This window comes from Lysobacter sp. KACC 24251, from assembly GCF_057747755.1.
This window is the reverse complement of the sequence record NZ_CM173222.1, coordinates 646,288-670,182: the sequence shown is the minus strand read 5'-3', so window position 1 is coordinate 670,182 and position 23,895 is coordinate 646,288. Positions and strand designations below refer to the sequence as shown.

Below are 23,895 nucleotides of genomic sequence, written 5' to 3'. Positions count from 1 at the left end.
GCCGCCCGCCTGCCCCGTCATTCGTTGCGCTTGACGCGTTCCCAGTAGGCGTCCTGCTCTTCCAGCGACAGGCCGGACAGGCTGCCAACTTCGGCCCCAGCCAAGGCCTCCATCGCGCGGAAGCGGCGCTCGAACTTGAGGTTGGCACGGCGCAGCGCCGCACCCACGTCCACCTTGCCGTGGCGGGCCACGTTGGCGGCGACGAACAACAGGTCGCCGATCTCCTCTTCCAGCCGCGCATGCGCGCCGGGCTCGCCGTTGGCCACGGCGGTGAACTCCGCACGCACCTCGTCGATCTCCTCGTGCAACTTGGCCAGCACCGGGTCGATGCCGGGCCAGTCGAAACCGACGCTGGCCGCGCGCTTCTGCAGCTTCACCGCGCGCTGCCACTCGGGCAGGCCGCGGGCGATGCCAGCCAGGGCGGAATCGTCGCTCTCTCCGCGCGCGGCGCGCTCCTGGCGCTTCTGCGCCTCCCACGCCGCGGTCTGCGCTTCGGCATCCTCGACACTCGCGCCAGCGAATACGTGCGGGTGGCGACGCACCATCTTGTCGTTGATCGCGGCCACCACATCGGCAAAGGCAAAGGCGCCCTGCTCCTGCGCCATGCGCGCGTGGAACACGACCTGCAGCAGCAGGTCGCCCAACTCGTCGCGCAGTTCGGCCAGGTCGTTGCGGTCGATCGCGTCGGCCACCTCGTACGCCTCCTCGACCGTGTAGGGCGCGATCGTGGCGAACGTCTGCTTCACGTCCCAGGGGCAGCCGCGCTCGGGATCGCGCAGGCGCGCCATGATCGCCAGCAGCCCGTCGATGCCGTCGGGCAGGTCGTGCGCGGGGTCCTGCTCAGCCATCCAGCCACTCCCGCCATGGCAGCGAGAGATCGCCGATGGCGACGAAATCGCCGTTGAGCAGGGTGTCGCGCTGGTTGTAGCGGAAGGGACGGCCCTGTGGATCGAGGACCGCGCCGCCCGCGCCCTCCAGCACGCATTGCGCCGCCGCGGTGTCCCATTCACTGGTGGGGCCGAAGCGCGGGTAGATATCCAGGCCGCCTTCCGCAACCCGGCAGAACTTCAGAGACGAGCCAAGGCCAATCGGTTCGACCGCGCCATCGACACTGGCGGACATGCGCGCCATGAACGATTCGGTGCGGGCGTCGCGGTGCGAACGGCTGGCGGCCACCCGCAACGGTGCGTGGGCCGGCGCGCGCACGCGCAGGGCCGTGTCGCGGTCACCCTCACGGCGGAAAGCGCCTGTCGCGGCGCTGCCGTGCCACAGGTCGCCGGTCACCGGTGCCTGCACCACGCCAAACACGGCCTCGCCTTCATCAACCAGCGCGATGTTGACGGTGAACTCGCCGTTGCGCTTGATGAATTCGCGGGTGCCGTCCAGCGGATCCACCACCCACAGCCGGGACCAGCTGCGACGGGTGGCAGTGGGCACTTCGTGCGCCGACTCCTCCGAAAGCACCGGGATGTCAGGGGTCAGTGCGGCCAGGCCGGCGAGGATGCAGCGATGCGCGGCAAGGTCGGCCGCGGTCAGTGGCGAGCGATCTTCCTTGTGCTGGATGGCGAACTCACTGTCATACACGGCGAGGATGGCGGCCGCCGCCTCGCGCGCGATGGCGATCACGCCTTCGCGCACCTCGGCAGCAAGGCCACCCTGGACAGATGTCGTCATTGATGGTGCCTCAGCCACTCGCGGGCGATGAACAGCGCCGCGATGCTGCGGCCTTCGGAAAAATCCTCGCGCAGGATCAACTCATGCAGCGCGTCCAGTTTCCATGGCACCTGCTCGAGCTCTTCCGGCTCGTCGCCGGGCAGGCGCTCGGGGTAGAGGTCACGGGCCAGCACCAGGTGCGCCTCGTGGCTCATGTAAGTGGGTGCCAAGGTGAGCGCGCGCAGCTGGACCAGCGAGCGGGCACCGTAGCCAACCTCCTCCTTCAGTTCGCGGTCGGCAGCCTGCTCGGGGTTTTCGCCTTCGTCGATGCGACCCTTCACCAGCCCCAACTCATAGCGGTGCATGCCCGCCGCATATTCGCGCACCAGCAGGACGGTTTCGTCGTCCAGCATTGGCACCACCACCACTGCGCCGTGGCCCCGCCCATGCAGGCGCTGGAACTGGCGGCGTTCGCCGTTGCTGAACTCCAGGTCCATGCGTTCCAGCCGATACGGGCCGGCGTCGACTTCGGTGATGCCGTGGATGGTGGGCAGGCGGCGCGTCATGCGAGCCTCGACTGCGAGGTGCGACCGGCCGACGCAGTGCAGCGCGCCGCGGCGTCAGGGCCGATAATGTGGGGATGAGCAGGACGAATCACGATACCCAGATGCTAGCAGACCCGATTGCCGCAGCCGCGCTGGAAGCCGATGCCGCACGCTGGCGCGAGCGGGACCTGGCGGTGCTGTGGCACCCCTGCACGCAGATGCGCGAGCACCCCGGCACCCTGCCCCTGCTGCCCATCGCCCGCGGCGAAGGCGCGTGGCTGGTGGGTCGCGACGGCCGCCGATACCTGGACGCCATCTCCAGCTGGTGGACCAACCTGTTCGGCCACGCGGAACCGCGGCTGGCGGCCGCGATCGCCACCCAGGCGCAGACGCTGGAGCACGTGATCCTGGCGGGCTGCTCGCACGCACCCGCGGTGGAACTGGCCGAGCGCCTGCTGGCGGTCGCACCCCGCCAGGCCGGACGGCAACCGCTGGCCAAGGTGTTCTATGCCGACAACGGCTCTGCCGGGGTCGAGGTGGCGCTGAAGATGGCCTTCCACTGGTTCCGCAACCGCGGCGACCAGCGACGCACCAAGTTCATCGCACTGGAAAACGGCTACCACGGCGAGACCATCGGCGCGTTGTCGGTGGGCGATATCCCCCTGTACCGACGGGTGTACGCACCGCTGCTCACCGAGGCGCTGTTCGCGCCCTCCCCGGATGCGTATCTGTGCGAGCCCGGCGAAACTCCGGCGGACCGCGCGCGGCGTGCCGCCGAGGCACTGCGCCGCATCCTTGAGAGTCACGCCGGCGAGGTTTGCGCACTCATCCTTGAACCGCGCCTGCAGTGCGCCGGCGGCATGCGCATGCATGATCCGCTGTACCTGACACTGGCCCGGGCGCTGTGCGACGAGTTCGGCGTGTTCCTGATCGCCGACGAGATCGCGGTTGGCTTCGGCCGCACCGGCACGCTGTTCGCGTGTGAGCAGGCTCCGGCGCCGGATGGCACGGCCGCTGCGGGAATCCAACCGGATTTCATGTGCCTGTCCAAGGGCCTGACCGGCGGCGCCCTGCCGCTGGCCGCGGTGCTGACCACCGACGCCGTGTACGAAGGTTTCCTCGACGATTCGCGCGAGCGCGCGTTCCTGCACTCGCACAGCTACACCGGCAACCCGTTGGCCTGCGCGGCGGCGCTCGCCTCGCTCGACATCTTCGAACGCGATGACGTGATCGCCCGCAACCGCGCCACCTCCGCCACGATGGCGCGGCACGCGACGGCGTTCGCGGACCACCCGCATGTGGCCGACGTGCGCCAGGCCGGCATGGTCGTGGCCTTCGAGCTGACCCGCGACGGCAATCGGGCCACGCCATTCGACCCGGCCGCGCGCGTGGGCCTGCACGCGTATCGCACCGCGCTGGAACACGGCGTGTTGCTGCGCCCCCTGGGCGACGTGCTGTACTGGATGCCGCCCTACTGCGTGGACGACGAAGCCCTGGCGCACCTGGCCACCACCACGCGCACGGCCATCGACCGTGCCATCCAGGAGTCCCGCGCATGCGCCTGACCCGTGTCCACGTCGAGCTGCCACTGGTCGAAGGCCAGGAACTGGACCTCCCCGAAGGGCCCGCCGCCCACCTGGGGCGCGTGTTGCGCCTGGGCGTGGGGGACGCCTGCGTGCTGTTCAACGGCGATGGCCACGACCATGACGCACGCGTGGTCGCCGCGGGCAAGCGCGACGTGCGTGTCGCCATCGGCGCCGCACGGCCGGTGGCGAATGAATCCCCGCTGGCGATCACGCTGCTGCAGGGCATCGCCCGCGGCGAGAAGATGGACCTGATCCTGCAGAAGGCCACCGAGCTGGGTGTAGCCGCGGTCAGGCCAGTGCATTCGCAACGCAGCGAGGTGAAGCTGGACGAGGCGCGCGGGGCCAAGCGGTTGGCGCATTGGCAGTCGGTGGTGACCTCCGCGTGCGAACAAAGCGGGCGGGCGGTGGTGCCGCACGTGGCGCCACCGGAACCGCTGGCGGCGGCAATTCGCGGTCTGCCGGAGGGCGGTTTGCGCTTGATCCTGGACCCCGAGGCCACCGAGACCTGCGCCACGCTGGCTTGGTCTCCGGGCACGCAGGTCGTATTGGCGGTGGGCCCGGAGGGTGGCTGGTCACCCTTGGACCGCGAGCAACTGGCAGCCGGCGGTTTCCACGGGGTGCGGCTGGGCCCGCGCATCCTGCGCACCGAAACGGCGGGTTTGGCCGCCATTGCTGCCTTGCAGGCGCGGTTCGGCGATCTCGCCTGAGGCTGGTGGTCGTGCCGCGGCTCAGGCCGCGGCCGCGAGCGCCTGGTTGATCAGGTGCTCGATACCCTCGAGATCGGGGACGAGGGCGGCATCCTCGTTGAGGTGCACGCGGGCCTGGACGCCTGCGGGCAGGCCTTCCTGGTCGGCATCGGCGACCAGTGCGGCCGCGGACACCGTCACCAGGCGCGGAAAGCCCTGGGTCAGCAGTGCGAAGTACGGTGCGCGCGGATTGCCGCCCATCGCCTTCAGCACCACGACTTTGGCGCCCAGCTCGGCGCTTTCGCGGGCGATTCCCGCCATATCGGCGAATGCCACCAGCGGGAGTTGCCAGCCGCGCCAGCGCATGCGCCCGAGCAGCCAGCCGGGCGCCCCTTCCACCGGATCGGGCTGCGCGTACGACAGCACCTCGGCAATGGTGGCGTTGGGAAGCAACAGGCGGCCGCCTGCAGTCTGGATCAGCACGCCGCGGATGTCGTTTTGCGGGGAGGTCTGGGCTTCGCTCATGTCAGGCTCCGCCACGCGCGGCAGTGGCCGGGCGGGGATGGGTGCGGGCGACGGGCGCCCGCCGGAAATCATGGGTCGGGGACGTCACGCTCAGCCCCCGCGTTGCCAGTGGGCGATCAGTCGCGCACCCATTTCGGCCGGCTTGGCGACAGCGCCGCCGCGTGCGGCCAAATCGGTGACCGCGGCCGCGTCGTAGCAGCCGTCGCTGTTCTGGCCAACGACCAGACCACCATTCCAACCGAAGCTCAGCGCGGCGTCGACGCGGGCGGGGTCGCTGCCGCTCAGCATCAACACGGCACTGTCGCCTGCCGGGAGGGCAGCCAGCATGTCGTTACCACCTTCCTCGAACACCAGTCCGGTGCCGGAATCACGGACGCCCAGCGTGTCCGGCACGATGTAGACCGTACCCAACTCCGCGGGTTGCCCGGCCTCGGCCAACTTGACGGGCAAGGTGGTGGCGCGCTGCATCTGCGCCACCAGCCGGTCGTAACGCGCGCCATCCAGTCGTTGCTGCACGAGCACGGGTCGGACGAAGTCGGCCGGCAGGCTGCCCAGGAACTGGCGCACCGCGTCCGGGCCACCGATCCCTGCCATCACCAGCACCGCGCCGCGCACCTTCTCGGAGCCACGGACGGGCGACTCGTCGACCAGACTCATGGACGCGATGCGCAGTTCGAGCGAGGCGAGATCGTTGCTGAAGCGATCGTCCGCCGAGGCAGCCGTCGACTCCGGCTCAGTCACGAACGCCTGCCCGGCCCAGCGCTCGGTGAGCGTCGGCATGGGGGACGCGTCGGAGGCCTCCGCCGCAACCGGGTCGAAGGGGTTGAATTCCGGCGCCGAGGCGCGGGATTCGGCGACGACGGGGGGCTCGGCGACGGGCGCCGGGACGGCGGTGTCGAGGGCAGGCACCAGGTCGTTTGCTTCGACCTCGTCCACCACGAGGTTGGTCGCGACGGGCGTCTCGAGGGAGGCGTCGGCCGGGCCCGGGTCGAGCGTCCATGCCATGGACGACGAAAACGTGATGTGCGCGGGTTCGGCCGCCGGCGTTGCCGCAGGCTCTTCCGGAACCGGTTCCAGCACAGGCTCGGCGACCACGTCGAAGGTCTGGCTGATGGAGAACGAGGTGATGGGCTGTTCCGGCTGGGCAACCGGTGCCGGTGCCGGTATCGGTGCCGCTGTCGGCAGCGGCTCGGTCGGCGCCACGGCGGTGACCTGAGGCTCGTGGGCCTCGGCAGCCTGTGCCGGCGGCAGCACGTTGCCGTGTCCCTGCAGCTTGGCGAGCAGGTGGCGGCGCCAGCGTGCGGCGTCCCAACCCTCACGCGCGACCACGAGGGCAGCTTCTTCGTAGATCACGTCGACCGAAGGCGCATTGAGCGCCGCCTCGAGCTGCTCGAGCGCATCCTCGGTCGGAGCATCCAGGGCGACCAGCAGCGTGTCGGGCTGCGAGCCGAGCACGGTGGCTGCATCCACCTGCGTGGGGTCGGCTTGCAGCACGACCTCGACGCCCGCATCGCCCAGCACTTCGACCAGCCGTTCACCGGCCGCTCCGGGCCGCGCCAGCAGGGCAACGCGTTTGGCCTTACTGCTCATGGCGCGGGCTTACCCCCAGCAGTTCGTACACGTTGCGCAGCAACTCCGGCTCCTGGTACGGCTTGCCAAGGTAGCGGTTGACGCCAATCTCGAAGGCCCGCTCGCGGTGCTTCTCGCCGGTACGCGACGTGATCATGATGATCGGCACGTTGCGCAGGCGTGGGTCGGCCTTCATCGCCGTGGCGAGTTCATAACCGTCCATGCGCGGCATCTCGATGTCGAGCAGCATCAGGTCGGGCACGATTTCCGCCATGCGCTCCAGCGCGTCCAGGCCGTCCTTCGCGGTGGCGACTTCGAAGTTGGCGCGCTCCAGCACGCGGCCGGTGACCTTGCGCATGGTGATGGAGTCGTCGACCACCATGACCAGCGGCACGCGGCGATGTTCGATCACCGGCACCACCGTCTCCACATCGCGCGGCAGCACCGCCTGGCGGCGTACCAGCGGGGCGACGTCGAGGATCACGACCACGCTGCCGTCACCCATGATGGTCGCGCCGAAGATGCCCGGGATGGACGCAACCTGCGGCCCCACCGGCTTCACCACGATCTCGCGGTTGCCCACGATCTGGTCGACGGTCACTGCGGCGCGCAGGTCGCCGGAGCGGACCAGCAGCAGCGGCATCTGCAGGTGGCCTTCGGCCTTGGCGGGCGCGTGGCCCACCAGTTGGCCCAGGTCGTGGATGTCGTAGTCCTCGCCGCCGTAGCGGTAGGTCACGTCCTCACTGGCCAGCTGTTCGCGGGACACGCGGCCGACGCCGCGCACCGATGCGATCGGCACGGCGAAGGTCGTTTCGCCGATCTTGACGAATACCGCCTGGGTGACCGCCAACGTCTGCGGTAGGCGCAGGGTGAAGTGGGTGCCCTGGCCAGGAACCGAAAGGATGTCCAGCGTGCCGCCCAGCTGGCGCACTTCGCTGGCCACCACGTCCATGCCGACACCACGTCCGGCCAGCTTGCTGACCTCGGTGGCGGTGGAGAAACCCGGCTCCAGGATCAACTGGTCGAGTACGGCGTCCGCCAGCACCGCGTCAGGACGAACCAGGCCACGCTCTTCGCCGCGGCGGCGGATGGCCGCCCGGTCGAGGCCGCGGCCGTCGTCGGAGACCTCGATCACCACTTCCGAGCCTTCGCGGTGCAGCGCGATGCGGATCGCGCCTTCCTCCGGCTTGCCTGCCTTGCGGCGTTCGTCGGCCTTCTCCAGACCGTGCGCGACCGAGTTGCGGAGCATGTGCTCCAGGGGCGCGGTCATGCGCTCCAACACGTTGCGGTCGAGTTCGCCCTGGGTGCCTTCCAGCTTGAGCTGGACCTGCTTGCCCAACTCGCCCGCCGCCTGTCGGACCACGCGGCGCAGGCGCGGCAGCAGGCCATCGAACGGCACCATGCGGGTGCGCATCAGGCCTTCCTGCAACTCCGAGCTCACGCGCGACTGCTGCAGCAGCAGGGTTTCGTACTGACGCGTCAGGTCGTCGAGCGTGCCCTGCAGGCTGGTCTGGTCGGCAGCCGACTCGGCGAGTGCACGCGACAGCTGCTGCAGGGTGGAGAAGCGGTCCAGTTCCAGCGGGTCGAACGTGGCGTCGACGGTGTCCTCGCGCTGGTAACGCGCGACGATCTGGGCTTCAGTCTCGATTTCCAGGCGGCGCAACTGGTCGCGCACGCGCAGGTTGGTCTGATCCATTTCCGCGATCGCGGTGCGGAACGCGCCCAGCTGCTGCTCCAGGCGAGCGCGGTAGATCGCGACCTCGCCGGCGTAGTTGACCAGTCGGTCCAGCAGGTCGGCGCGGATGCGCACCTGCTCCTGCGGCGCGCGAACCCCGATGTCTTCGTCGTCCAGCGCCGTGGCTTCGACCAGCGGCGCCGACAGCGGCTTCAGTTCGGCGGAGACGTGCCCAGGCACCTCCATCGTGGAGTCGTTGGCGCTGGCGGAAGCTTCTGCTTCCATAGCCACTGCAACCGGCACGGACGCCAGCGCGGCGCCGGCGCCCGAAGCGAACACCGGCTCTTCTCCGCGCGCCCGGGCTTCGAACTCGGCAATCAAGGCGACGGGCATCGCTACCGCAAGGCGTTCGCCGACGCGGGTGAGCATGGTATGCAGGCGGTCGAAACCACGTTCGAGCAGCGGCACGCCTTCGCGTCCCAGCTCGCGGCGGTTCTCCACCACCGCTTCCAGCAACGACTCCATCACGTGGCCGAGGTCGCCCACGGACATGATGCCGGCCATGCGCGCACCACCCTTGAGGGTATGCAGGTCGCGCTGCAGGCCGGCGAGGGTTTCGCGATCGGTCGGAGTCTCGCGAAGCTGGGCAAGCAGGCGGTCGGAGTGGTCGAGCAGGTCCACACCTTCTTCGACGAAGATGTCGACCAGTTCCGGGTCCAGGTCGGTGAGGTCGAGCGGCAGTTCCGGGTCGGGGCTTTCGACCATCGCATTGGCCAACAACGCGGCCACGGCGGGGTGCTGCTCGTGCTCGTGTGCGACGGGTGCTGGGGCTGCGACTTCGGTTGCTGTCTCGGGTTCCGCCGGCTCTGCCACACCGTTGTCGAGCGTAACCGCGTCTTCGTGGACCGCTTCGGCGTCCGCTTCTGGCGCCGTAAGACGGTCGAGTTCCTCGAACTCCAGGCGTTCGGCTTCGAGACGCTCAGCCTCAAGGCGGTCGGCTTCGAGACGCTCGGCCTCGAGACGTTCGGCTTCGATACGCTCGGCCTCGAGACGCTCGGCTTCGAGGCGTTCGGCCTCGAGGCGTTCGGCTTCGAGGCGTTCGGCTTCGAGGCGTTCGGCCTCGAGACGCTCGGCTTCGAGACGCTCGGCCTCGAGACGCTCGGCTTCGAGACGCTCGGCCTCGAGACGCTCGGCTTCGAGACGCTCGGCCTCGAGACGTTCGGCTTCGAGACGTTCGGCTTCGAGACGCTCGGCCTCGAGACGCTCGGCCTCGAGACGCTCGGCCTCGAGACGCTCGGCTTCCAGACGCTCGGCTTCCAGACGCTCGGCCTCGAGACGCTCGGCTTCGAGACGCTCGGCCTCGAGACGCTCGGCTTCGAGACGCTCGGCCTCGAGACGCTCAGCCTCGAGACGCTCAGCCTCGAGACGTTCGGCTTCGAGACGTTCGGCCTCGAGACGTTCGGCCTCGAGACGTTCGGTTTCGAGGCGCTCGGTTTCGAGACGTTCGGCTTCGAGACGTTCGGCTTCGAGACGTTCGGTTTCGAGGCGCTCGGCTTCGAAACGTTCGGCGGTCTCGGCAGGTACGTTGTCGCTGATGAACTCGGAGAGGTCCATCGGCACGACCGGGGCCGTGGTCTCTGGAACGGGTGCCTCGATCGCGTCGAGGTCCATCTCCAGGTCGTCGTCCACCAGCGCAAGCTGGGCTTCCGGCAGGCTGTCACGCAGCATGGCGATGCGCTCGGCGAGGCCTTCGAACAGCGGCACCCGCGGAGTCTCGGTCTGCAGCGACGCCATGGTGCGCTCGATGGCCTCGGCCACCTCGCCCATCACGGCGACTCCCTGCTCGGTGGGCGCAAGGCGCGCGGCAAGCAGGCGCTTGACGTAGACCTCGGCCGGCCCGGTGATGGCGGTGATGACCGGCACTTCGGTCATCGCGAACGCGCCATTCAGCGTGTGGATCGCGCGCTGAAGCACGTCGTCGGCCGTGGTCCGGTCCGGCGTCTGCGCCGCCAACCATTGGCGGATGGTGGCCAAGTGGCCCCCCACCTCGATCCCCAGGATCTCAAGCAGCACCGCGTCGACCGAAGCCGGAATGCTCGGCTCGACATCGGGTGCCGGCGCCACGGGTTCGGCCTCTGCGGTGGAGACCTCCGTGGCAGCCTCGGGTGCCGCCACCAACGTGGGCGTGGCCTCCTCGGGTGCCGCCACTGCCGGCGCCGGCGCGCGTTCGCGCTCGACGTAGAACGCTTCTTCACCGCTGGCAAGCAGGTCGGCGTGTGCTTCCATGCCGGCCAGGTCGGCGGTGATGGCGCCCGTACCGGCCAGCGCTGCGTGCAACTGGGGCAGCGCCGTGTGGGCGCGACTGACCAGGTCGATCACTGGCGGGGTGGCCGGCCGCGTGCCATCCAGCACGCGGTTCAGCATGTTTTCGATCTTCCAGCTGAACTCGCCGAGGGTCTTGGCGCCTACCAGGCGACCACTGCCCTTGAGCGTGTGGAACACGCGTCGAATGGGACGCAGATGCTCGGCGTCGTCCGGCATCGCGCGCCACGCAGGCAGCAGCGAATCGAGGTTGTCGATCTCCTCGCTCAGCTCCTCGAGGAAGACCTCGCGGATGTCGTCGTCGATGTCGTCGCTGTGCTCGAAGCCGTCCGCGACGCCCGTCGGTGCCGGCGCCACGGGGACAATCGGCGTCGACGGTACCGGGGTCGCCACGGTGTCGTTCGACACCGGCGCCGAGGGTTCGGACGCCGCCGCGGGGACCGTCGCGCTGGGCGCGGTGTCCGCAAGGGTCAGGGCCGGCTCGGGGATGGCGAGGTCCGCCAATGCCGGCGCCGACTCAAGTGCACCGGCAGGAATGGGCCAATAGCCCAATGTCTCCAGGCTCAGGCGCGCAATATCGAGGATGCGCTCGCGGTTGGGGCGTTGCTCGCGCAATGCCTCGAGGTAGTACTCGACGCTGGCAAGCGCATCGGCCAGCGTGTCGAGTTGCTGGCCGTTGGGCACGCGGCGGCGGCCGAGCAGTTCGGCCTGCGTGTAGGCGCGGATTGACTGCAGGTAATCGGCCGGCTGGGCCAGGTCGAGCATGCGCAGCGCGCCGCCCACCTCGTCCAGCAGGCGTGGCACGTCAACCAGTTCGGCGTGGTCCCAGTTGGTTTCGACGAACGCGACAAACGCCTGGCGGGCGTCGCCGAAATTGGCGATCGCCTCGCGCACGACCACCTCGAGCACGCGCTGTGCTTCGCCCGCCAGCAGGTCCTCGTCGCTGGGGTTCTCGGCCATCCCCAGTCGGCTGACCTGGTCGTCCAGCGAGGCATCCACATAGAGCAACGCGCCGGCAACATCCAGCAGCGCGGACTCGTCCGCGGCACGCTGGCCGGACACGATCTCGTGCATCGCATCGCGTTGCTGCTGCACGACGCTGCGCGCGACACCCAGGCCCATCATGCCCAGCGTATCGCTGACCCGGCCAAGCGCTTCGACCTGCGGCCGCAGTTCACTGATATCGGTCTTGCCGGTACGCAGGTGCAGGTCAAGGGCATCCTTGACCCGCATCAGGTCTTCCTTGATCGCGGCCGACACGGTGTCCAGCAGCGCCCGGTTGCGACCGCTGAGACTGCCGCGCGCGTGCTCGATCTCGCTTTCGCTCGGCAGCTGGGTGTTCAGGTCGAAGGTGCTGCGCAGGTCGTCCAGCGCCGGGTGCGCGGCGCCATGGTGGGCCACGTGGTACAGCAGCTGGCGGGTCGGCTCGGCGGCGGCCTCGTCACGTGGACCGCTGAAGCCATCGCCTTCCAGCATCAGGCGCACTTCGCGTTCAACGCCAGCGAACGCCTGGCGCAGGGTCCGGGTGGGTTGGAGGGCGCCGTCGCGCAGGGCCTGCGCCACCGAGGACGCGACCCACAGCATGCGACGCAGCGGTTCGACCACCACGTCGGCCAGCAGCCCTTCCACCGCACGGACCAGTTGGCCGGCATCGGCGGGCGCGCCCTCTTCGGGCCAGCGCGCCAGTGCCTCGCGCAGCGCGCCCAGTTGTGGGCGACCGGCCTGCGAGGACGGCAGTGCGGCATTGGGCGCGGGCACGCTCTCGGGCAGCGGACGGTCCAGGTCGGGCGAGAACAGCACGCTCTCGTTGAGACCCGGCTCGCCGCGCGTGGCGCGCAGTTCGTTGAGCAGCGGCAGCAGCACGATCGGGATGTCCCGATGGCCGCCCTGCAGGCGCTCCAGGTAGTCAGGCAACTGCACGGCCCCGCGCATCAGCACGGCGCAGGCTTCGTCGCGGTCGGCCACGTCGCCGCGCATCAGCGCCAGCGACAGCCGTTCCATTTCTTCGGCCACCATCGCCGGCGCATACAGTTCGACCATGCGCAACGTGCCGTGCACCTGGTGCAGGTGCGCCGCGCATTCCTTCATCCGGCTGGCGTCACCCGGCGACTCGGCGAAGGCCTCGATGGCCTGGCGCGCATAGCGCATGGTTTCGTCCAGCTCGGGTTTGATCCAACCCAGCGTGGTGGTGTCGATCGCGTCACGCATCACGGTCATCGCACCCCCAACGTGCGGCCGGGGCCGTGCCACGAGGGGCAACGGCAGTCCGGACTAATCATCCTCGGCCTCGACATGAGTACTGCTGCCCTTCTCTGGTCAGGCCGGCAGCTTGAAGTCGGCGACCGAGCGGCGCAGGTCGGCGGCGAGCTGCGCAAGGTTTCCAATCGACTGCGCCGTCTGGCTCGCACCCTGCGAGGTCTGCGCCGTAATCGACTGGATCGTGTTCATCGTCGCGGTGATGTTGGTCGCCGCGCTGGACTGCTGCTGCGCCGCGCTGGAGATGCCCTGGATGAGGCCCGACAGGTCGGACGACACCTTTTCGATCTCACCCAGCGCGGTACCCGCGTCCTCGGCCAGCCGCGCACCAGCGACCACTTCCGAAGTCGTCTGTTCCATCGACGAGACCGCTTCGTTGGTATCGCTCTGAATGGTCTGCACCAGCGTTTCGATTCGCTTGGTCGCGTTGGACGCGCGCTCTGCCAGTCGCTGCACTTCGTCGGCCACGACCGCGAACCCGCGGCCCGCTTCACCGGCCGAGGCCGCCTGGATGGCGGCGTTCAGCGCCAGGATGTTGGTCTGTTCCGAGATGTCGTTGATCAGTTCCACGATCGAGCCGATTTCCTGGGAGCTTTCGCCCAGTCGCTTGATTCGCTTCGAGGTTTCCTGGATCTGGTCGCGGATGCTGTCCATGCCGGCGATCGTCTGGCGCACCACGCCCGCACCCTTGGTGGCGATCTGCACCGAGCGCTGCGCCACTTCCGCCGATTCGGAGGAGTTGCGCGACACCTGGTTGATGCTGGCCGCGATTTCGTTGATGCGGTCCGAGGCCGAGCTGATTTCCTGCGCCTGGTGCTCCGCGGCTTCGGCCAGGTGCATGGCCGTGGCCTGCGTTTCCTGTGCGCTGGACGCCACCTGCACCGAGGTGTCGGTAATCGTCTGCACCAGGCTGCGCAGCTGCTCCACGGCGAAGTTGATCGAGTCCGCGATCGCGCCGGTCATGTCCTCGGTCACGGTCGCCTTCACGGTCAGGTCGCCTTCTGCGAGCGAACCCATTTCGTCCAGCAGGCGCATGATCGCCTCCTGGTTGCGGTCGTTGAGCTCCTTGGTGGACTCATAACGCTGCTTCTGCGCGCTGTTGAGCGACCACAGCAAGCCGGCGATGGCGACCAGCGCGGCCAGGCCCGACAGGATCGACAGCCAGATGTTGCCGAGGATGCTGGTGTCCTTCAGCGAACCGAACGCGGTGAAGGCGTCGAACAGGTTGCGGCTGTCGTTGAGCAGCTTGTCCGAACCGGCAGTCAGGGAGGCAGCGGACGACTGCGCGGCAAACAGGTTCTTGGAGTTGCCCAGGATCGCGTCGACGTCCGTCTTCATCTTCTTCCAGCGCGTCTCGGTGCGCGTCAGCGCAGCCAGTGCGCCGCTGTTGGACAGCGCGGTGACGCCGGCAGCCGGGTCGCCCTTGCGCAGGCCCGCGAGCACGTTGTCGAACACGGTGGCGTTGCGGCCAAGCGCGTCACCCGCGCGGGCGGCGCTGGTGCCGCCGGCGCGGATTTCGGTGATCGAACCGGCCATCGCCGAGGACAGCACCACCTGGCGCAGCGCCAGGTAGACCTGCGACGACGGCGAGCCACTGGCTGACATCGCGCGGACCAGCTCGTCCAGCTCGGCCTGCAGCGACGACACTTCGCTGGCGAAGCTGTTGGCGTTGCCCGCGAGGCCCAGCAGTGCCTTCTCCGAGGCGATCACCTGGTCGGCGCTCTTGCCCAGCGGCGCCCAGGTGTCGCTGACGTTCTTGATCGGACCTGCCACGCCCGCCGTGGCGCCGAAGTTGGCGTTGAGCTGCCTGATGTCATCGTCGATCTTGGCCTTGGTGTCCTTGAACGCCGCGAACGCCGTCGAGTCGCCGCTGACCGCCTCGCGGCCCTGGTTGGCCAACTGCTGCGACAGCACCTGCAGGTTCGAAGCCGCGGAGCTGGCACCGCCGAGGCGGGCCGCCTTCCAGGTCGCATAACCGGTGTTCGCGCCGAAGATCAGCAGCGATACGCCCAGCACGGTCAGCCAGGTGTTGACGCCCAGGCTGCGGGCCTTGCCGGCGACAGTGTTCATGTTAGTGCTCATGGTTCAACCTCGAAAAATCGCGGATGCGGTCAGACCGCGGCTTGTCTGAATTCGGGCGTGCGCGCCAGCCGGTCCAGGCTGAAGACGCCCCATGCGTGATGGTCCAACCGGTAGGTGCGGTCGACGAAGTGGCCGTAGCGGCCTTCGGCCAGTTGCCCGGCCACCGCGTCGTCGGCGGGGAGCTCCTGCTCCTCCACGAAGCTTCTCTGTCCGTACAATTCGTCGATCAGCACCGCGACGTCGCCGCCGGTCTGGCGGACCAGCAGGATGCGCTGGCTCTCGTGCAATACCGTCCGCTCGCCCTCCAGGAACTGCTTGAGGTCGACGATCGGCAGCAGGCTGCCACGCACGTTGGCCACCCCCAGCATCCAAGGTTGCGCGCCGGGCACCGGGGTCACCTGCGGCAGGGGCAGGATCTCACGCACCTCGTCGAAGCCGGCCGCCAGCCGGCGCGAACCGATCCGGAAGCCCACGCCGCGCCACAGGCCGGGCGCGTCGAGCTGCTCGGGCAAACCGACCACGTGCGCCAGACTGCGCTGCTCGTAGCTGGCCAGAAGATCAAAGGGAGCAAGGCCCATGGTCACCCCCCCAGCAGGGCGTTGATCCGGGCCACCAGTTCGTCCTCGCGCGGGGGCTTGACGATGTAGTCCTTGGCACCTTGGCGAAGGCCCCAGGCCTTGTCCGTCTCCATGCCCTTGGTGCTGACGATCAGCACCGGGATGGCCTTGGTGATGGCATCGCGCGACAGCGCGCGCGTGGCCTGGAACCCGTTCATGCCCGGCAGGACCACGTCCATGAGCACCAGGTCGGGCTTCTCGCGGCGGCACACCTCGATGCCGTCCTCGGCGCTGCCGGAAGACAGCACGTCGTGGCCGTTGCGCTCCAGGAGCTGGGTGAGGACCGCCGTATCGGTCGGCGAGTCCTCGATCAGAAGAATTCGTGCCATTGGTGCCTTACCCCCCGGTCAGGCGTTGACGTGCGTGCGGATCGCGCCGAGGAGTTCCTCGCGCGTGAATGGCTTGGTCAGGTACTGCTCGGAGCCGACGATGCGGCCCCGGGCCTTGTCGAAGAGGCCGTCCTTGGACGACAGCATGATCACCGGCGTCGACTTGAACAGCTGGTTGTTCTTGATCAACGCGCAGGTCTGATAGCCGTCCAGTCGCGGCATCATGATGTCCACGAAGATGATCTGCGGCTGCTGGTCGGCGATCTTGGCCAGCGCCTCGAAACCGTCGGTCGCGGTCACCACCTCACAGCCTTCGCGCTTGAGCAAAGTCTCGGCAGTGCGCCGGATGGTCTTGGAGTCATCGATCACCATGACCCGCAGACCATCGAGGCTGCCGTTGCGCTCGTCGTCTTGCATTCTCTTTCCCCAGACGTGGGCGCCATTATGCGTCGGCACCTCACCAGGCTCCCTTTATTCCAAGCCGGACGCGCACTGTCAAGCGCGTTTTTCCCGGGGTTTGGCTGAATGCCGCCCACCGACACAGTTGCGGGCCCCCTGCCTGTTACCATCGCTGTCGTCTCCCCGCGCACGCTGACCATGCCGCTCGACATCGTTGTGGTGATGGACCCGATCGGCTCCATCAAGATCGCCAAGGATTCCACCTTCGCCATGCTGCTGGAGGCCCAGCGACGTGGCCACCGGCTGCATTACGTCATCCCGGGCGGCCTGTTCCTGCGGGACGGGGTTGCGCATGCCCACACCGCGGCCCTGACCGTGGAGGACGATCCGCGCGGGTGGTTCGAACTGGGACGTCCGTCACATCTTGAGTTGGGCCGCGGCCACGTCCTGCTGATGCGCAAGGACCCACCGGTGGATGCGTCGTACCTGCATGACACCCAGATCCTGGGCCTGGCGCAGCGCGCCGGCGCGCTGGTGGTGAACGACCCGCAGGGCCTGCGGGACATGAACGAGAAGCTGACCGCGCTGGAGTTCCCGCAGTGCTGCCCACCCACCCTGGTCAGCCGGGACGCCGCCGCCATCAAGGCCTTCATCGCCGAGCACGGCGACGCGGTGCTCAAGACCCTGGACGGCATGGGCGGGCGTTCGATCTTCCGCGCCCGCGCCGGCGATCCCAACACCAACGTGATCCTGGAAACGCTGACCGAAGGCGGCCGCCACCTGGCCATGGCCCAGCGCTACATCCCCGAGATCACCGCCGGCGACAAGCGCATCCTGCTGGTCGATGGGCTGCCGGTGGACTTCTGCCTGGCGCGCATCCCGCAGGGGGACGAGTTCCGCGGCAACCTGGCCGCCGGCGGCCGTGGCGAAGGCCGCCCACTGACCGACCGCGACCGCTGGATCGCGGCGCAGGTGGGCCCGGAGATGAAGCGCCGCGGCATGCTGTTCGTGGGTTTGGACGTGATTGGCGACTACCTGACCGAGGTGAACGTCACCAGCCCGACCTGCATCCGCGAGCTGGACGCCCAGTTCGGGCTGAACATCGCCGGGCAGCTGTTCGACGCCATCGAGTCGCGCCTGGCATGAGCCGGCGCGGTCGCGACCGCTCCCTGCGGGGGTGGGCATGGCTGCCGTGATGCCCACGCCGGGCGTCGGCGAGAACCAGCGCCTGGGCGCGACGATGACCCTGTCGCTGCTGGTGCACGGGCTGGTGGTGCTGGGCTTCGGCTTCGCGCTGGAAAGCGCCGCGCCGGTGGTGCCGACGCTGGACGTGATCCTGACCCAGACCACCTCGGCGCTGACGCCCAAGCAGGCGGACTTCCTGGCCCAGGCCAGCAACCAGGGCGGCGGCGAGCACGACAAGGCCAGCCGCCCGCGCGACAACCAGACCGGGCCCATCGCGCAGGTGCAACCCGGCGTGGCGCCACGTCCGCTGCGCGCACAGGCCCCCACCCCGCAGCCCGCGCCACGCGAGCGCGTGGTGAGCAGCAGCGCGGGCGAGGCGGCCACGCCCACCCCGCGCACCACCCCGACGCCGACGACCACCCCGTTGCCGCGCGGCCCGGAGAAGGTCGAACGCGACATGGCGATGGCGCGGTTGGCCGCGGAAATCCACCTGCGCTCGGAGCGCTACGCCAAGCGGCCCAAGCGCAAGTTCGTCTCGGCCAGCACCCAGGAATTCGCCTGGGCGGGCTACCTGAGCGAATGGGTCAAGCGCGTCGAGCGCGTGGGCAACCTCAATTACCCGGACGAGGCCCGTCGCCGCCGGTTGTCGGGCCAGGTGGTGATCAGCGTGGCCATCCGCCGCAACGGCACCGTGGAGCGCGCCGAGATCGTGCAGAGCAGCGGCGTGCCGCTGCTGGACGCCTCCGCGCTGCGCATCGCCCGGCTGGCAGAGCCCTACCCGCCCCTGCCGAAAACCGAGGAAGACCCCGACATCCTGCATGTCACCCGCACCTGGCTGTTCCTGCCGGGTGGCGAGTTGATCGACGACTGACGCTGCGGCGGGCACAGGGGCGGTGGGTCAAGGACGCACTGCCCCGGCTTGCAGCGGTGGCAAGCGCGTCACTTCCTCGCTTGGCGTAATGCCTGCTGCTCGGCGATGGTCAGGGCGACGTTGTTGCGCAGATAGGCCGGCTCCACCCGTTCGGGTGCTACCGCCTCACCGCGAGCGCAGGCCAGCACCGCCAGCCGTGCGACGTCGCCGGCCCTTGGCAGCGCGGCCGCATCGACACTGATCAGGCGCCCGGCCAGACGCTGGCGCAGGGCGCCGTCCGCGGCCGCGAAACCGGTGCCGACCCCTTGCCAGTCCATCGCGTCGCCCTCCAACTCGAAGGCGGCCGGGTCACCGACCGCTTCGGCCGAACAGGCCACGGCATCGCCATCGCGGCGCTCGAACGCACCGCTGTAGACCTCGCCCATGCGCGCGTCGATGGCGGCCAGCACGCGTGGGCCCGCGGCCTGCATCGCCAGGGCGGCGAGGGTCGACACCGGGACGATGGGCCGGTCCAGTGCCAACGCCACCCCCTGCGCGATCGCGATGGCGAGGCGTACGCCGGTGAAGGCCCCGGGACCGCGGCCCAAGGCGATTGCGTCGAGCTGGGTGCGGGCGAGTCCCGCGTCGGCCAGCAGTTGGCCCGCCCAGGGCAGCGCCAGTTCGGCATGGCGGCGCGGCGCGACCTCGAAGCGCTCGCGCACTTCGCCGTCCACCCACAGCGCCACCGAGCAGGCCTCGGTGGCCAGTTCGAAGGCAAGCAGCTTCATGCGGGGGCTGCGGCTTCGCGCCGCATTCTGAGGGAGTGAGGGCAGGTGCCGGTCATGGCGGCATTCTACCCGCGCCCGCCGCGGGCCCGTGGGGGGCGCCCCCTACTCCACCGCGAATATCAGCGGCTCGGGCTGGGCGAAGAAGGCCGCCACGTCCTCGGCGCTACGGGTGCGTGGCAGCGGCGGCAAGGAGTCGAGGAACAGCCGACCGTAACTCCGTCCCAGAATGCGCGGGTCACACAACACCAGCACGCCGCGGTCGGTTTCGCTGCGGATCAGGCGGCCCGCGCCCTGCTTGAGCGCGATCACCGCCTGCGGCAACTGCTCGTCGCGGAAGGGATTGCCGCCGCGACGGCGCACCGCCTCCAGCCGCGCCTCGAACACAGGGTCATCGGGCGCGCCGAACGGCAACTTGTCGATCACCACCACGCTGAGCGCATCGCCGGCGACGTCCACGCCCTCGCGGAAACTGGCGGCACCGAGCAGCACGCCATTGCCCGATTCACGGAACCGTTCCAGCAGGACGCCGCGCGGCGCCTCGCCCTGCACGAACAGCGGCCACGGGCCATCGCGCAGCAGTTCGGCGACCTCCCGGAGGGCGCGGTGCGAGGCGAAGAGCACGAATGCGCGCCCATTCGATGCCTCCAACACCGGCCGGATAGCCGCGACGACCGCCTCGCTGTAGTTGCGCGCCATCGGGTCGGGCAGGCCCCGCGGCAGGTAGCACAGTGCCTGCTCGGGCCAGTCGAACGGGCTGGGTGCGAGCAGCGTCGGCGTACGCGACGCGCTCAGGCCGAGCTTGATGGCGAAGTGCTCGAAGCGGCCACCGATCGCCAGGGTGGCGGACGTGAATACCCATGCGGCCTGCGACTGGGCGCGGTGCTTGGCCAGCGGACCGGCGACATCCAGCGGGGTGCGGGTCAGCCGGAAACCCTTGGCGGTGAGTTCGTACCAGCGGACGCTGTCAGCGTCAGCGTCCGCGTCCGCGTCCGCGTCCGCGTCGGTGTCGGCGTCCCCGCCGGCCTCGCCAGGTGCTGCCGCGGGGGCTTCGGCGCCCATGGAAGGCGCGACCGGGCCACCCGCCGAATCAGCAGGGGCTGCAACGGCGCATGCCGGCGACGCTGCGTCCGCGTAGTTGACCGCCGCGGAGGCCACGCGCTCGCTGCCGGATGACCCGGAGCCCGCACCTGCCCCGCGCTCCGCATCGAGGTCGGAAAAATCCGCGGCAAAGGGGTCGGCTTCCTCCTCCACGTCGGAAGGGAGCGCACGCCAGCGCTGCAGCCGCAGCTCGAATTCCCTGGCGCGCGCAGTGCAGCTGTCCAGACCCGGTGCGCTCTCGCGCACCGGCAACAACGCGGCGTGCAAAGTGGCCAGCGCATGCTCCAGCGCCGCCAGCGCCTCTTCGACCGCGGGCAGCTCGGCCGCGCGACGGCGGGTGGCACGGACCGGCAGGTCATCCATGGCGGCGCGCAGCCCGCGCACCGCATGTTCCAGCGCCCGTGCTGGCTCCTGCACCACGGCGAGGGCGCCCGGCGAAGTCTTGCACTCACTGACCGCGTCACGCGCAAGCTCCACCAGCGGCCGCGCGCTCAGCGATTCACCGAAGAACTGCGCTGCAAGGTCGGGCAACTGGTGCGCCTCGTCCACGACAAAGGCCTGGGCCCCGGGGAGGATCTCGCCAAAGCCCTCCTGCTTCAGCGCCAGGTCGGCCAGCAGCAGGTGGTGGTTCACCACCACGATATCGGCGGCCTGCGCCCGCTGGCGCGCCTGCACGACGAAACATTCCGAAAAGAACGGACATTCGCTGCCGAGGCAGTTTTCGGCGGTGCTGGTGACCATCGGCCACAGCAGCGAGTCCTCGGCGATACCGTCCATCTCGGCGAGGTCGCCCATGCGTGTGCGCCCGGCCCAGGCGACGATGCGCTGGAACTGCGCGGCATGCTCGCGCGTGGCGAAGCGCCCCTCGCCCTTGGCCTGCTGCAACCGGTAATGGCACAGGTAATTGGCGCGGCCCTTGAGCAACGCGGTCTTCAGCCCTTTGCCCAGCGCGTCGCGCACCCGCGGCAGGTCGCGGTGGTACAGCTGGTCCTGCAGGGCGCGGGTGCCGGTGGAAATGATGGTCTTGTGGCCCGACAGGATCGCGGGGACCAGATAGGCGAAGGTCTTGCCGGTTCCCGTGCCCGCTTCAGCCAGCAGCACGCCGCGGCCTTCGAAGGCATCGGCAATGGCCGCCGACAGGTCCTGCTGCGCTGGGCGCGGCGCGAAAGCGGGCAGCGCACGCGCAAGATCGCCGCCCTCGCTCAGGGCCGCGCGGCTGGCCACGCCCAATCGACTGCTGTTCATCGGTGCCTTGTCCTTGGCGCAGAACGGGCGACCCATGGCCGTCCCGCCCCGGTGATGCGATTACCGTACGTCTGCCTCATTGCCCTTCAACGGGTGCCTCCGGCACGCGCTTGGCGGGATCGGGTTCCTCGCGGCGTTCGCCGATGCCGAACCACTCGCGCCAGCCGCCGCCGGTGTCCTCGCCTTCGGCGCCTTCTTCCGGCAGTGCGGGCTGCGGCGCGGGGCACGGGGCGTAGGCGGGAGCGAAGCCGGCGACGAAGGCGAAACGGCGGGCACCCGCGCACCCCGCATCCGTCGTGTTGGAGTCGATCACCCACTGCCAGTCCAGGCCCTTGTCGCCCACTTCCAGCGGAGCGGTGGGCAGGCGCGCGAACAGCGACGACCACACGCGCATCGCGCCGGTGGCGCCGTACAGGCCGGTGGTCTTGTTCTGATCGTTGCCCACCCAGATCACCGCCAGGTGGTCGCCCGTCCAGCCGGCGAACCAGCTGTCGCGGCCGTCGTTGCTGGTGCCGGTCTTGCCCGCGGGCGAAAGGCGGCCGAGACCGTCGTTCATCAACTGGCGGCCGGTGCCGCTGGACACGGCCTGTTGCAGCGCGATCGTGATCAGGCGTGCGGCGATCGCGTCGCCCTCCTGCGCGGGGGCCGGCTCCTTGTCGTAGCGGTTGAGGGCCTTGCCGTTTGCGTCCAGCACGCCCCGCACGGCATGCAGGGGCTGGATCTCACCACCGGATGCCAGGAACTGGTACAGCTGCGCCATCGCGTACGGGCTCTGGTCCACCGCACCGAGGATCAGCGCGGGGTTCGGCTCGGCCTCGATGCCGGCGAGCGTGCGGATCAGGTCGGCGATGCGCTCGGGCGCCACTTGCATGCCCACGCGCACCATGGCCTGGTTGTACGACTGCGCCAGCGCATCGATCAGTCGCACGGAGCCGTGACTGCGGCCATCGGAGTTGCCGGGGTTCCAGTTCTTTCCTTTGCCCAGGTTGACCGTCACCGGGGAGTCGTCGACCCAGCTGGCCAGCGAGAAGCGCTCTGGCTGCGCCAGCGCCAGCAGGTACACGAACGGCTTGAGCAGCGAGCCCACCGGGCGCTGTGCCTCGACCGCCCGGTTGAAGCCATGTTCGGAGAATTCGCGCGCGCCGACCACGGCCACCACTTCGCCGTTGTGCACGTCGGTCACCACCACGCCGGCTTCCAGCGTCGGGCGCGTGCGGTGGGTCAGGCTCTTGAGCGTGCGCGCCACTGCGCCTTCGGCATTGGCCTGCGCCGACGGTGCCATGCCGCTCATCACACTCAGGCCGGCACCGGCGAGCGCGTCCTCTGGATAGTCGCGGGCGAGCTGGCGGCGCACCAGGTCGACGTAGGCCGGGAACCGATTGGCGGCGATCGCGCGCGGGTTGGTGGTCACGCCCAGCGGCGCCTTCAGCGCACGCTGGTATTCGGCATCGTCGATGAGCCCGGTTTCGTGGAACTCGCCGAGCGCGAAATTGCGGCGCTTGAGCGCGGCTTCCGGATTGCGCCGCGGGTCATAGGCCGAGGGGCCCTTGACGATGCCCACCAGCAACGCGATCTGTTCGGTGCTGAGGTCACGCAGGTCGCGGCCGAACCAGAACTCGGCGGCCGCCGCGACGCCATGTATGGCCTGGCTGCCGCGTTGGCCGAGGTAGACCTGGTTGAGGTAGGCCTCGAGGATGGTGCGCTTGTCGTAGCGCGCTTCGATCAGCAAGGCGTACAGGATTTCCTTGCCCTTGCGCTGCAGGGTCTGCTCGCGGCCGATGCCGAGCAGGCCGCTGCGGGCCAGCTGCTGGGTCAGGGTGCTGGCGCCCTGCGTGCGGCCGGTGGCGGTCTTGAACACCGCGCGCAGCATGCCGCTGAAGTCGATGCCGATGTGGTGGTTGAAGTCGCGGTCTTCCACCGCCTGCAGGCCCGTCACCAGCAGTTCCGGCACCTCGTCGATGCGGACAAGGCGGCGCTCTTCCTGCTTCTGGCCGTAAAGCGTGGCGATCCGCGCCGGATCCAGCCGCGCGCGGCGCAGGGCCTTCTTGCTGGCCGCGTCGCGGACGCTGGCCACGCGCCCACCGGACAGCACGACTTCCAGGCGGCGCGCGGGGACGGCGCCATCCACGTCATTGAAACCGCGGCTGGAGATGCGCCAGCGGCCACCGTCGCGGCGATAGCTGCCCTCGCGCGTACCATCGCCTTCACGATACGCAGCGGAATCCAGCTCGGTCTTCAGGGTGCTGGCATCCAGGGCCAGGCCGGGGGCGAGTTCCAGCGGCCGGGCGTATACGCGCGTCGGGATCTGCCAGCGCAACTGGCCGAAGCGCTGCCCCACCTCATGGTTGAGGTAAAGCGAATAGGGAATCAGGAACCCCAGACCGAGGCCGATGGCCGCCAGAATCCAGATGACGATGCGGCGGCGCCACTGCGGAGACGCGGAATCGTCGAGGGTGTCATCTTCGTCGTAATCGATCTGGGCCAC

The 23,895-nt window shown here is 69.3% G+C and carries 16 protein-coding genes and 3 pseudogenes; 5 read left to right on the top strand and 14 right to left on the bottom strand.

Features of this window, described 5'->3' with window-relative positions; all coding sequences use genetic code 11:
• Window positions 1–17: 17 nt before the first annotated feature.
• Genes mazG through nudE form a run of 3 tightly spaced genes read right to left on the bottom strand, consistent with a single transcriptional unit; the run spans window position 18 to window position 2,219 of the window.
• Window positions 18–848 carry a nucleoside triphosphate pyrophosphohydrolase gene (gene mazG, locus AC3ARF_RS03060; RefSeq protein ID WP_498930177.1) on the bottom strand — a complete coding sequence of 277 codons (831 nt, stop codon included), beginning with the start codon at window positions 846–848 and terminating at the stop codon, window positions 18–20.
• On the bottom strand, window positions 841–1,674 hold the full coding sequence (gene cysQ / locus AC3ARF_RS03055; protein ID WP_498930175.1) for a 3'(2'),5'-bisphosphate nucleotidase CysQ: 834 nt from the start codon (window positions 1,672–1,674) through the stop codon (window positions 841–843). The genes mazG and cysQ overlap by 8 nt, the downstream gene beginning before the upstream one ends.
• Window positions 1,671–2,219, bottom strand: a complete 549-nt coding sequence (nudE, locus tag AC3ARF_RS03050; RefSeq protein ID WP_498930173.1) for an ADP compounds hydrolase NudE — start codon at window positions 2,217–2,219, stop codon at window positions 1,671–1,673. The genes cysQ and nudE overlap by 4 nt, the downstream gene beginning before the upstream one ends.
• Before the next feature lie 74 nt (window positions 2,220–2,293).
• Between nudE and bioA the strand changes: the two genes are divergently transcribed.
• Both bioA and AC3ARF_RS03040 read left to right on the top strand, forming a co-directional pair.
• Window positions 2,294–3,763, top strand: coding sequence for an adenosylmethionine--8-amino-7-oxononanoate transaminase (gene bioA, locus AC3ARF_RS03045; protein WP_498930171.1), 1,470 nt, complete (start codon window positions 2,294–2,296; stop codon window positions 3,761–3,763).
• Window positions 3,754–4,491 (top strand): 16S rRNA (uracil(1498)-N(3))-methyltransferase, encoded by a 738-nt coding sequence (locus AC3ARF_RS03040; RefSeq protein WP_498930170.1) that lies wholly within the window; start codon window positions 3,754–3,756, stop codon window positions 4,489–4,491. Before bioA ends, AC3ARF_RS03040 begins: the two co-directional genes overlap by 10 nt.
• A gap of 21 nt (window positions 4,492–4,512) precedes the next feature.
• Here AC3ARF_RS03040 and AC3ARF_RS03035 read toward each other — a convergent pair whose 3' ends face one another.
• From AC3ARF_RS03035 to AC3ARF_RS03025, 3 genes and pseudogenes are all read right to left on the bottom strand, one after another.
• Window positions 4,513–4,995, bottom strand: coding sequence for a chemotaxis protein CheW (locus AC3ARF_RS03035; protein ID WP_498930169.1), 483 nt, complete (start codon window positions 4,993–4,995; stop codon window positions 4,513–4,515).
• 90 nt (window positions 4,996–5,085) lie between these two features.
• The gene (locus AC3ARF_RS03030; RefSeq protein WP_498930168.1) at window positions 5,086–6,585 is read right to left on the bottom strand and encodes a chemotaxis protein CheB; all 1,500 of its coding nucleotides are present in this window, start codon (window positions 6,583–6,585) and stop codon (window positions 5,086–5,088) included.
• Window positions 6,575–9,787 (bottom strand): annotated as a pseudogene (locus tag AC3ARF_RS03025) (response regulator); the annotation flags it as partial. The gene AC3ARF_RS03030 and the pseudogene AC3ARF_RS03025, both read right to left, overlap by 11 nt.
• Between AC3ARF_RS03025 and AC3ARF_RS03020 the strand changes: the two are divergent.
• A pseudogene (locus AC3ARF_RS03020) lies at window positions 9,754–9,834 on the top strand (hypothetical protein); the annotation flags it as partial. The pseudogenes AC3ARF_RS03025 and AC3ARF_RS03020 overlap by 34 nt on opposite strands.
• A 754-nt stretch (window positions 9,835–10,588) precedes the next feature.
• Here AC3ARF_RS03020 and AC3ARF_RS03015 read toward each other — a convergent pair.
• The 5 genes and pseudogenes from AC3ARF_RS03015 to pilG all read right to left on the bottom strand — a co-directional run.
• Window positions 10,589–12,769, bottom strand: a pseudogene (locus AC3ARF_RS03015) (FimL-related protein); the annotation flags it as partial.
• A gap of 108 nt (window positions 12,770–12,877) precedes the next feature.
• A complete protein-coding gene (locus AC3ARF_RS03010; protein WP_498930166.1) occupies window positions 12,878–14,899 on the bottom strand; it encodes a methyl-accepting chemotaxis protein in 2,022 nt (673 codons plus the stop codon).
• A 29-nt stretch (window positions 14,900–14,928) separates the two neighbouring features.
• On the bottom strand, window positions 14,929–15,477 hold the full coding sequence (locus tag AC3ARF_RS03005) for a chemotaxis protein CheW (protein WP_498930164.1): 549 nt from the start codon (window positions 15,475–15,477) through the stop codon (window positions 14,929–14,931).
• Between the two features lie 2 nt (window positions 15,478–15,479).
• The gene (locus AC3ARF_RS03000; protein WP_498930162.1) at window positions 15,480–15,845 is read right to left on the bottom strand and encodes a response regulator transcription factor; all 366 of its coding nucleotides are present in this window, start codon (window positions 15,843–15,845) and stop codon (window positions 15,480–15,482) included.
• An 18-nt stretch (window positions 15,846–15,863) separates the two neighbouring features.
• Window positions 15,864–16,262 (bottom strand): twitching motility response regulator PilG, encoded by a 399-nt coding sequence (pilG, locus tag AC3ARF_RS02995; RefSeq protein ID WP_498930160.1) that lies wholly within the window; start codon window positions 16,260–16,262, stop codon window positions 15,864–15,866.
• Between the two features lie 180 nt (window positions 16,263–16,442).
• On the opposite strand from pilG, the gene gshB reads away from it, so the two are divergent.
• Both gshB and AC3ARF_RS02985 read left to right on the top strand, forming a co-directional pair.
• Window positions 16,443–17,390, top strand: coding sequence for a glutathione synthase (gene gshB / locus AC3ARF_RS02990; protein ID WP_498930158.1), 948 nt, complete (start codon window positions 16,443–16,445; stop codon window positions 17,388–17,390).
• A gap of 31 nt (window positions 17,391–17,421) precedes the next feature.
• The gene (locus tag AC3ARF_RS02985; RefSeq protein WP_498930156.1) at window positions 17,422–18,300 is read left to right on the top strand and encodes an energy transducer TonB; all 879 of its coding nucleotides are present in this window, start codon (window positions 17,422–17,424) and stop codon (window positions 18,298–18,300) included.
• Between the two features lie 68 nt (window positions 18,301–18,368).
• Here the strand turns inward: AC3ARF_RS02985 and tsaB are convergent, their stop codons facing one another.
• The 3 genes from tsaB to mrcB form a co-directional block, all read right to left on the bottom strand.
• The gene (gene tsaB, locus AC3ARF_RS02980) at window positions 18,369–19,067 is read right to left on the bottom strand and encodes a tRNA (adenosine(37)-N6)-threonylcarbamoyltransferase complex dimerization subunit type 1 TsaB (RefSeq protein WP_498930154.1); all 699 of its coding nucleotides are present in this window, start codon (window positions 19,065–19,067) and stop codon (window positions 18,369–18,371) included.
• Window positions 19,068–19,169: 102 nt separating this feature from the next.
• Window positions 19,170–21,446 (bottom strand): ATP-dependent DNA helicase, encoded by a 2,277-nt coding sequence (locus AC3ARF_RS02975; protein WP_498930152.1) that lies wholly within the window; start codon window positions 21,444–21,446, stop codon window positions 19,170–19,172.
• Window positions 21,447–21,486: 40 nt separating this feature from the next.
• Window positions 21,487–23,895 (bottom strand): penicillin-binding protein 1B, encoded by a 2,409-nt coding sequence (gene mrcB / locus AC3ARF_RS02970; RefSeq protein ID WP_498930150.1) that lies wholly within the window; start codon window positions 23,893–23,895, stop codon window positions 21,487–21,489.

Excerpts from the sequence above, each read along its gene's own strand:
- mazG (WP_498930177.1), bottom strand. The coding sequence starts at position 848 with ATGGCTGAGCAGGACCCCGCGCACGACCTGCCCGACGGCATCGACGGG.
- cysQ (WP_498930175.1), bottom strand. The coding sequence starts at position 1,674 with ATGACGACATCTGTCCAGGGTGGCCTTGCTGCCGAGGTGCGCGAAGGC.
- nudE (WP_498930173.1), bottom strand. The coding sequence starts at position 2,219 with ATGACGCGCCGCCTGCCCACCATCCACGGCATCACCGAAGTCGACGCC.
- bioA (WP_498930171.1), top strand. The coding sequence starts at position 2,294 with ATGAGCAGGACGAATCACGATACCCAGATGCTAGCAGACCCGATTGCC.
- AC3ARF_RS03040 (WP_498930170.1), top strand. The coding sequence starts at position 3,754 with ATGCGCCTGACCCGTGTCCACGTCGAGCTGCCACTGGTCGAAGGCCAG.
- AC3ARF_RS03035 (WP_498930169.1), bottom strand. The coding sequence starts at position 4,995 with ATGAGCGAAGCCCAGACCTCCCCGCAAAACGACATCCGCGGCGTGCTG.
- AC3ARF_RS03030 (WP_498930168.1), bottom strand. The coding sequence starts at position 6,585 with ATGAGCAGTAAGGCCAAACGCGTTGCCCTGCTGGCGCGGCCCGGAGCG.
- AC3ARF_RS03010 (WP_498930166.1), bottom strand. The coding sequence starts at position 14,899 with ATGAGCACTAACATGAACACTGTCGCCGGCAAGGCCCGCAGCCTGGGC.
- AC3ARF_RS03005 (WP_498930164.1), bottom strand. The coding sequence starts at position 15,477 with ATGGGCCTTGCTCCCTTTGATCTTCTGGCCAGCTACGAGCAGCGCAGT.
- AC3ARF_RS03000 (WP_498930162.1), bottom strand. The coding sequence starts at position 15,845 with ATGGCACGAATTCTTCTGATCGAGGACTCGCCGACCGATACGGCGGTC.
- pilG (WP_498930160.1), bottom strand. The coding sequence starts at position 16,262 with ATGCAAGACGACGAGCGCAACGGCAGCCTCGATGGTCTGCGGGTCATG.
- gshB (WP_498930158.1), top strand. The coding sequence starts at position 16,443 with ATGCCGCTCGACATCGTTGTGGTGATGGACCCGATCGGCTCCATCAAG.
- tsaB (WP_498930154.1), bottom strand. The coding sequence starts at position 19,067 with ATGAAGCTGCTTGCCTTCGAACTGGCCACCGAGGCCTGCTCGGTGGCG.
- AC3ARF_RS02975 (WP_498930152.1), bottom strand. The coding sequence starts at position 21,446 with ATGGGTCGCCCGTTCTGCGCCAAGGACAAGGCACCGATGAACAGCAGT.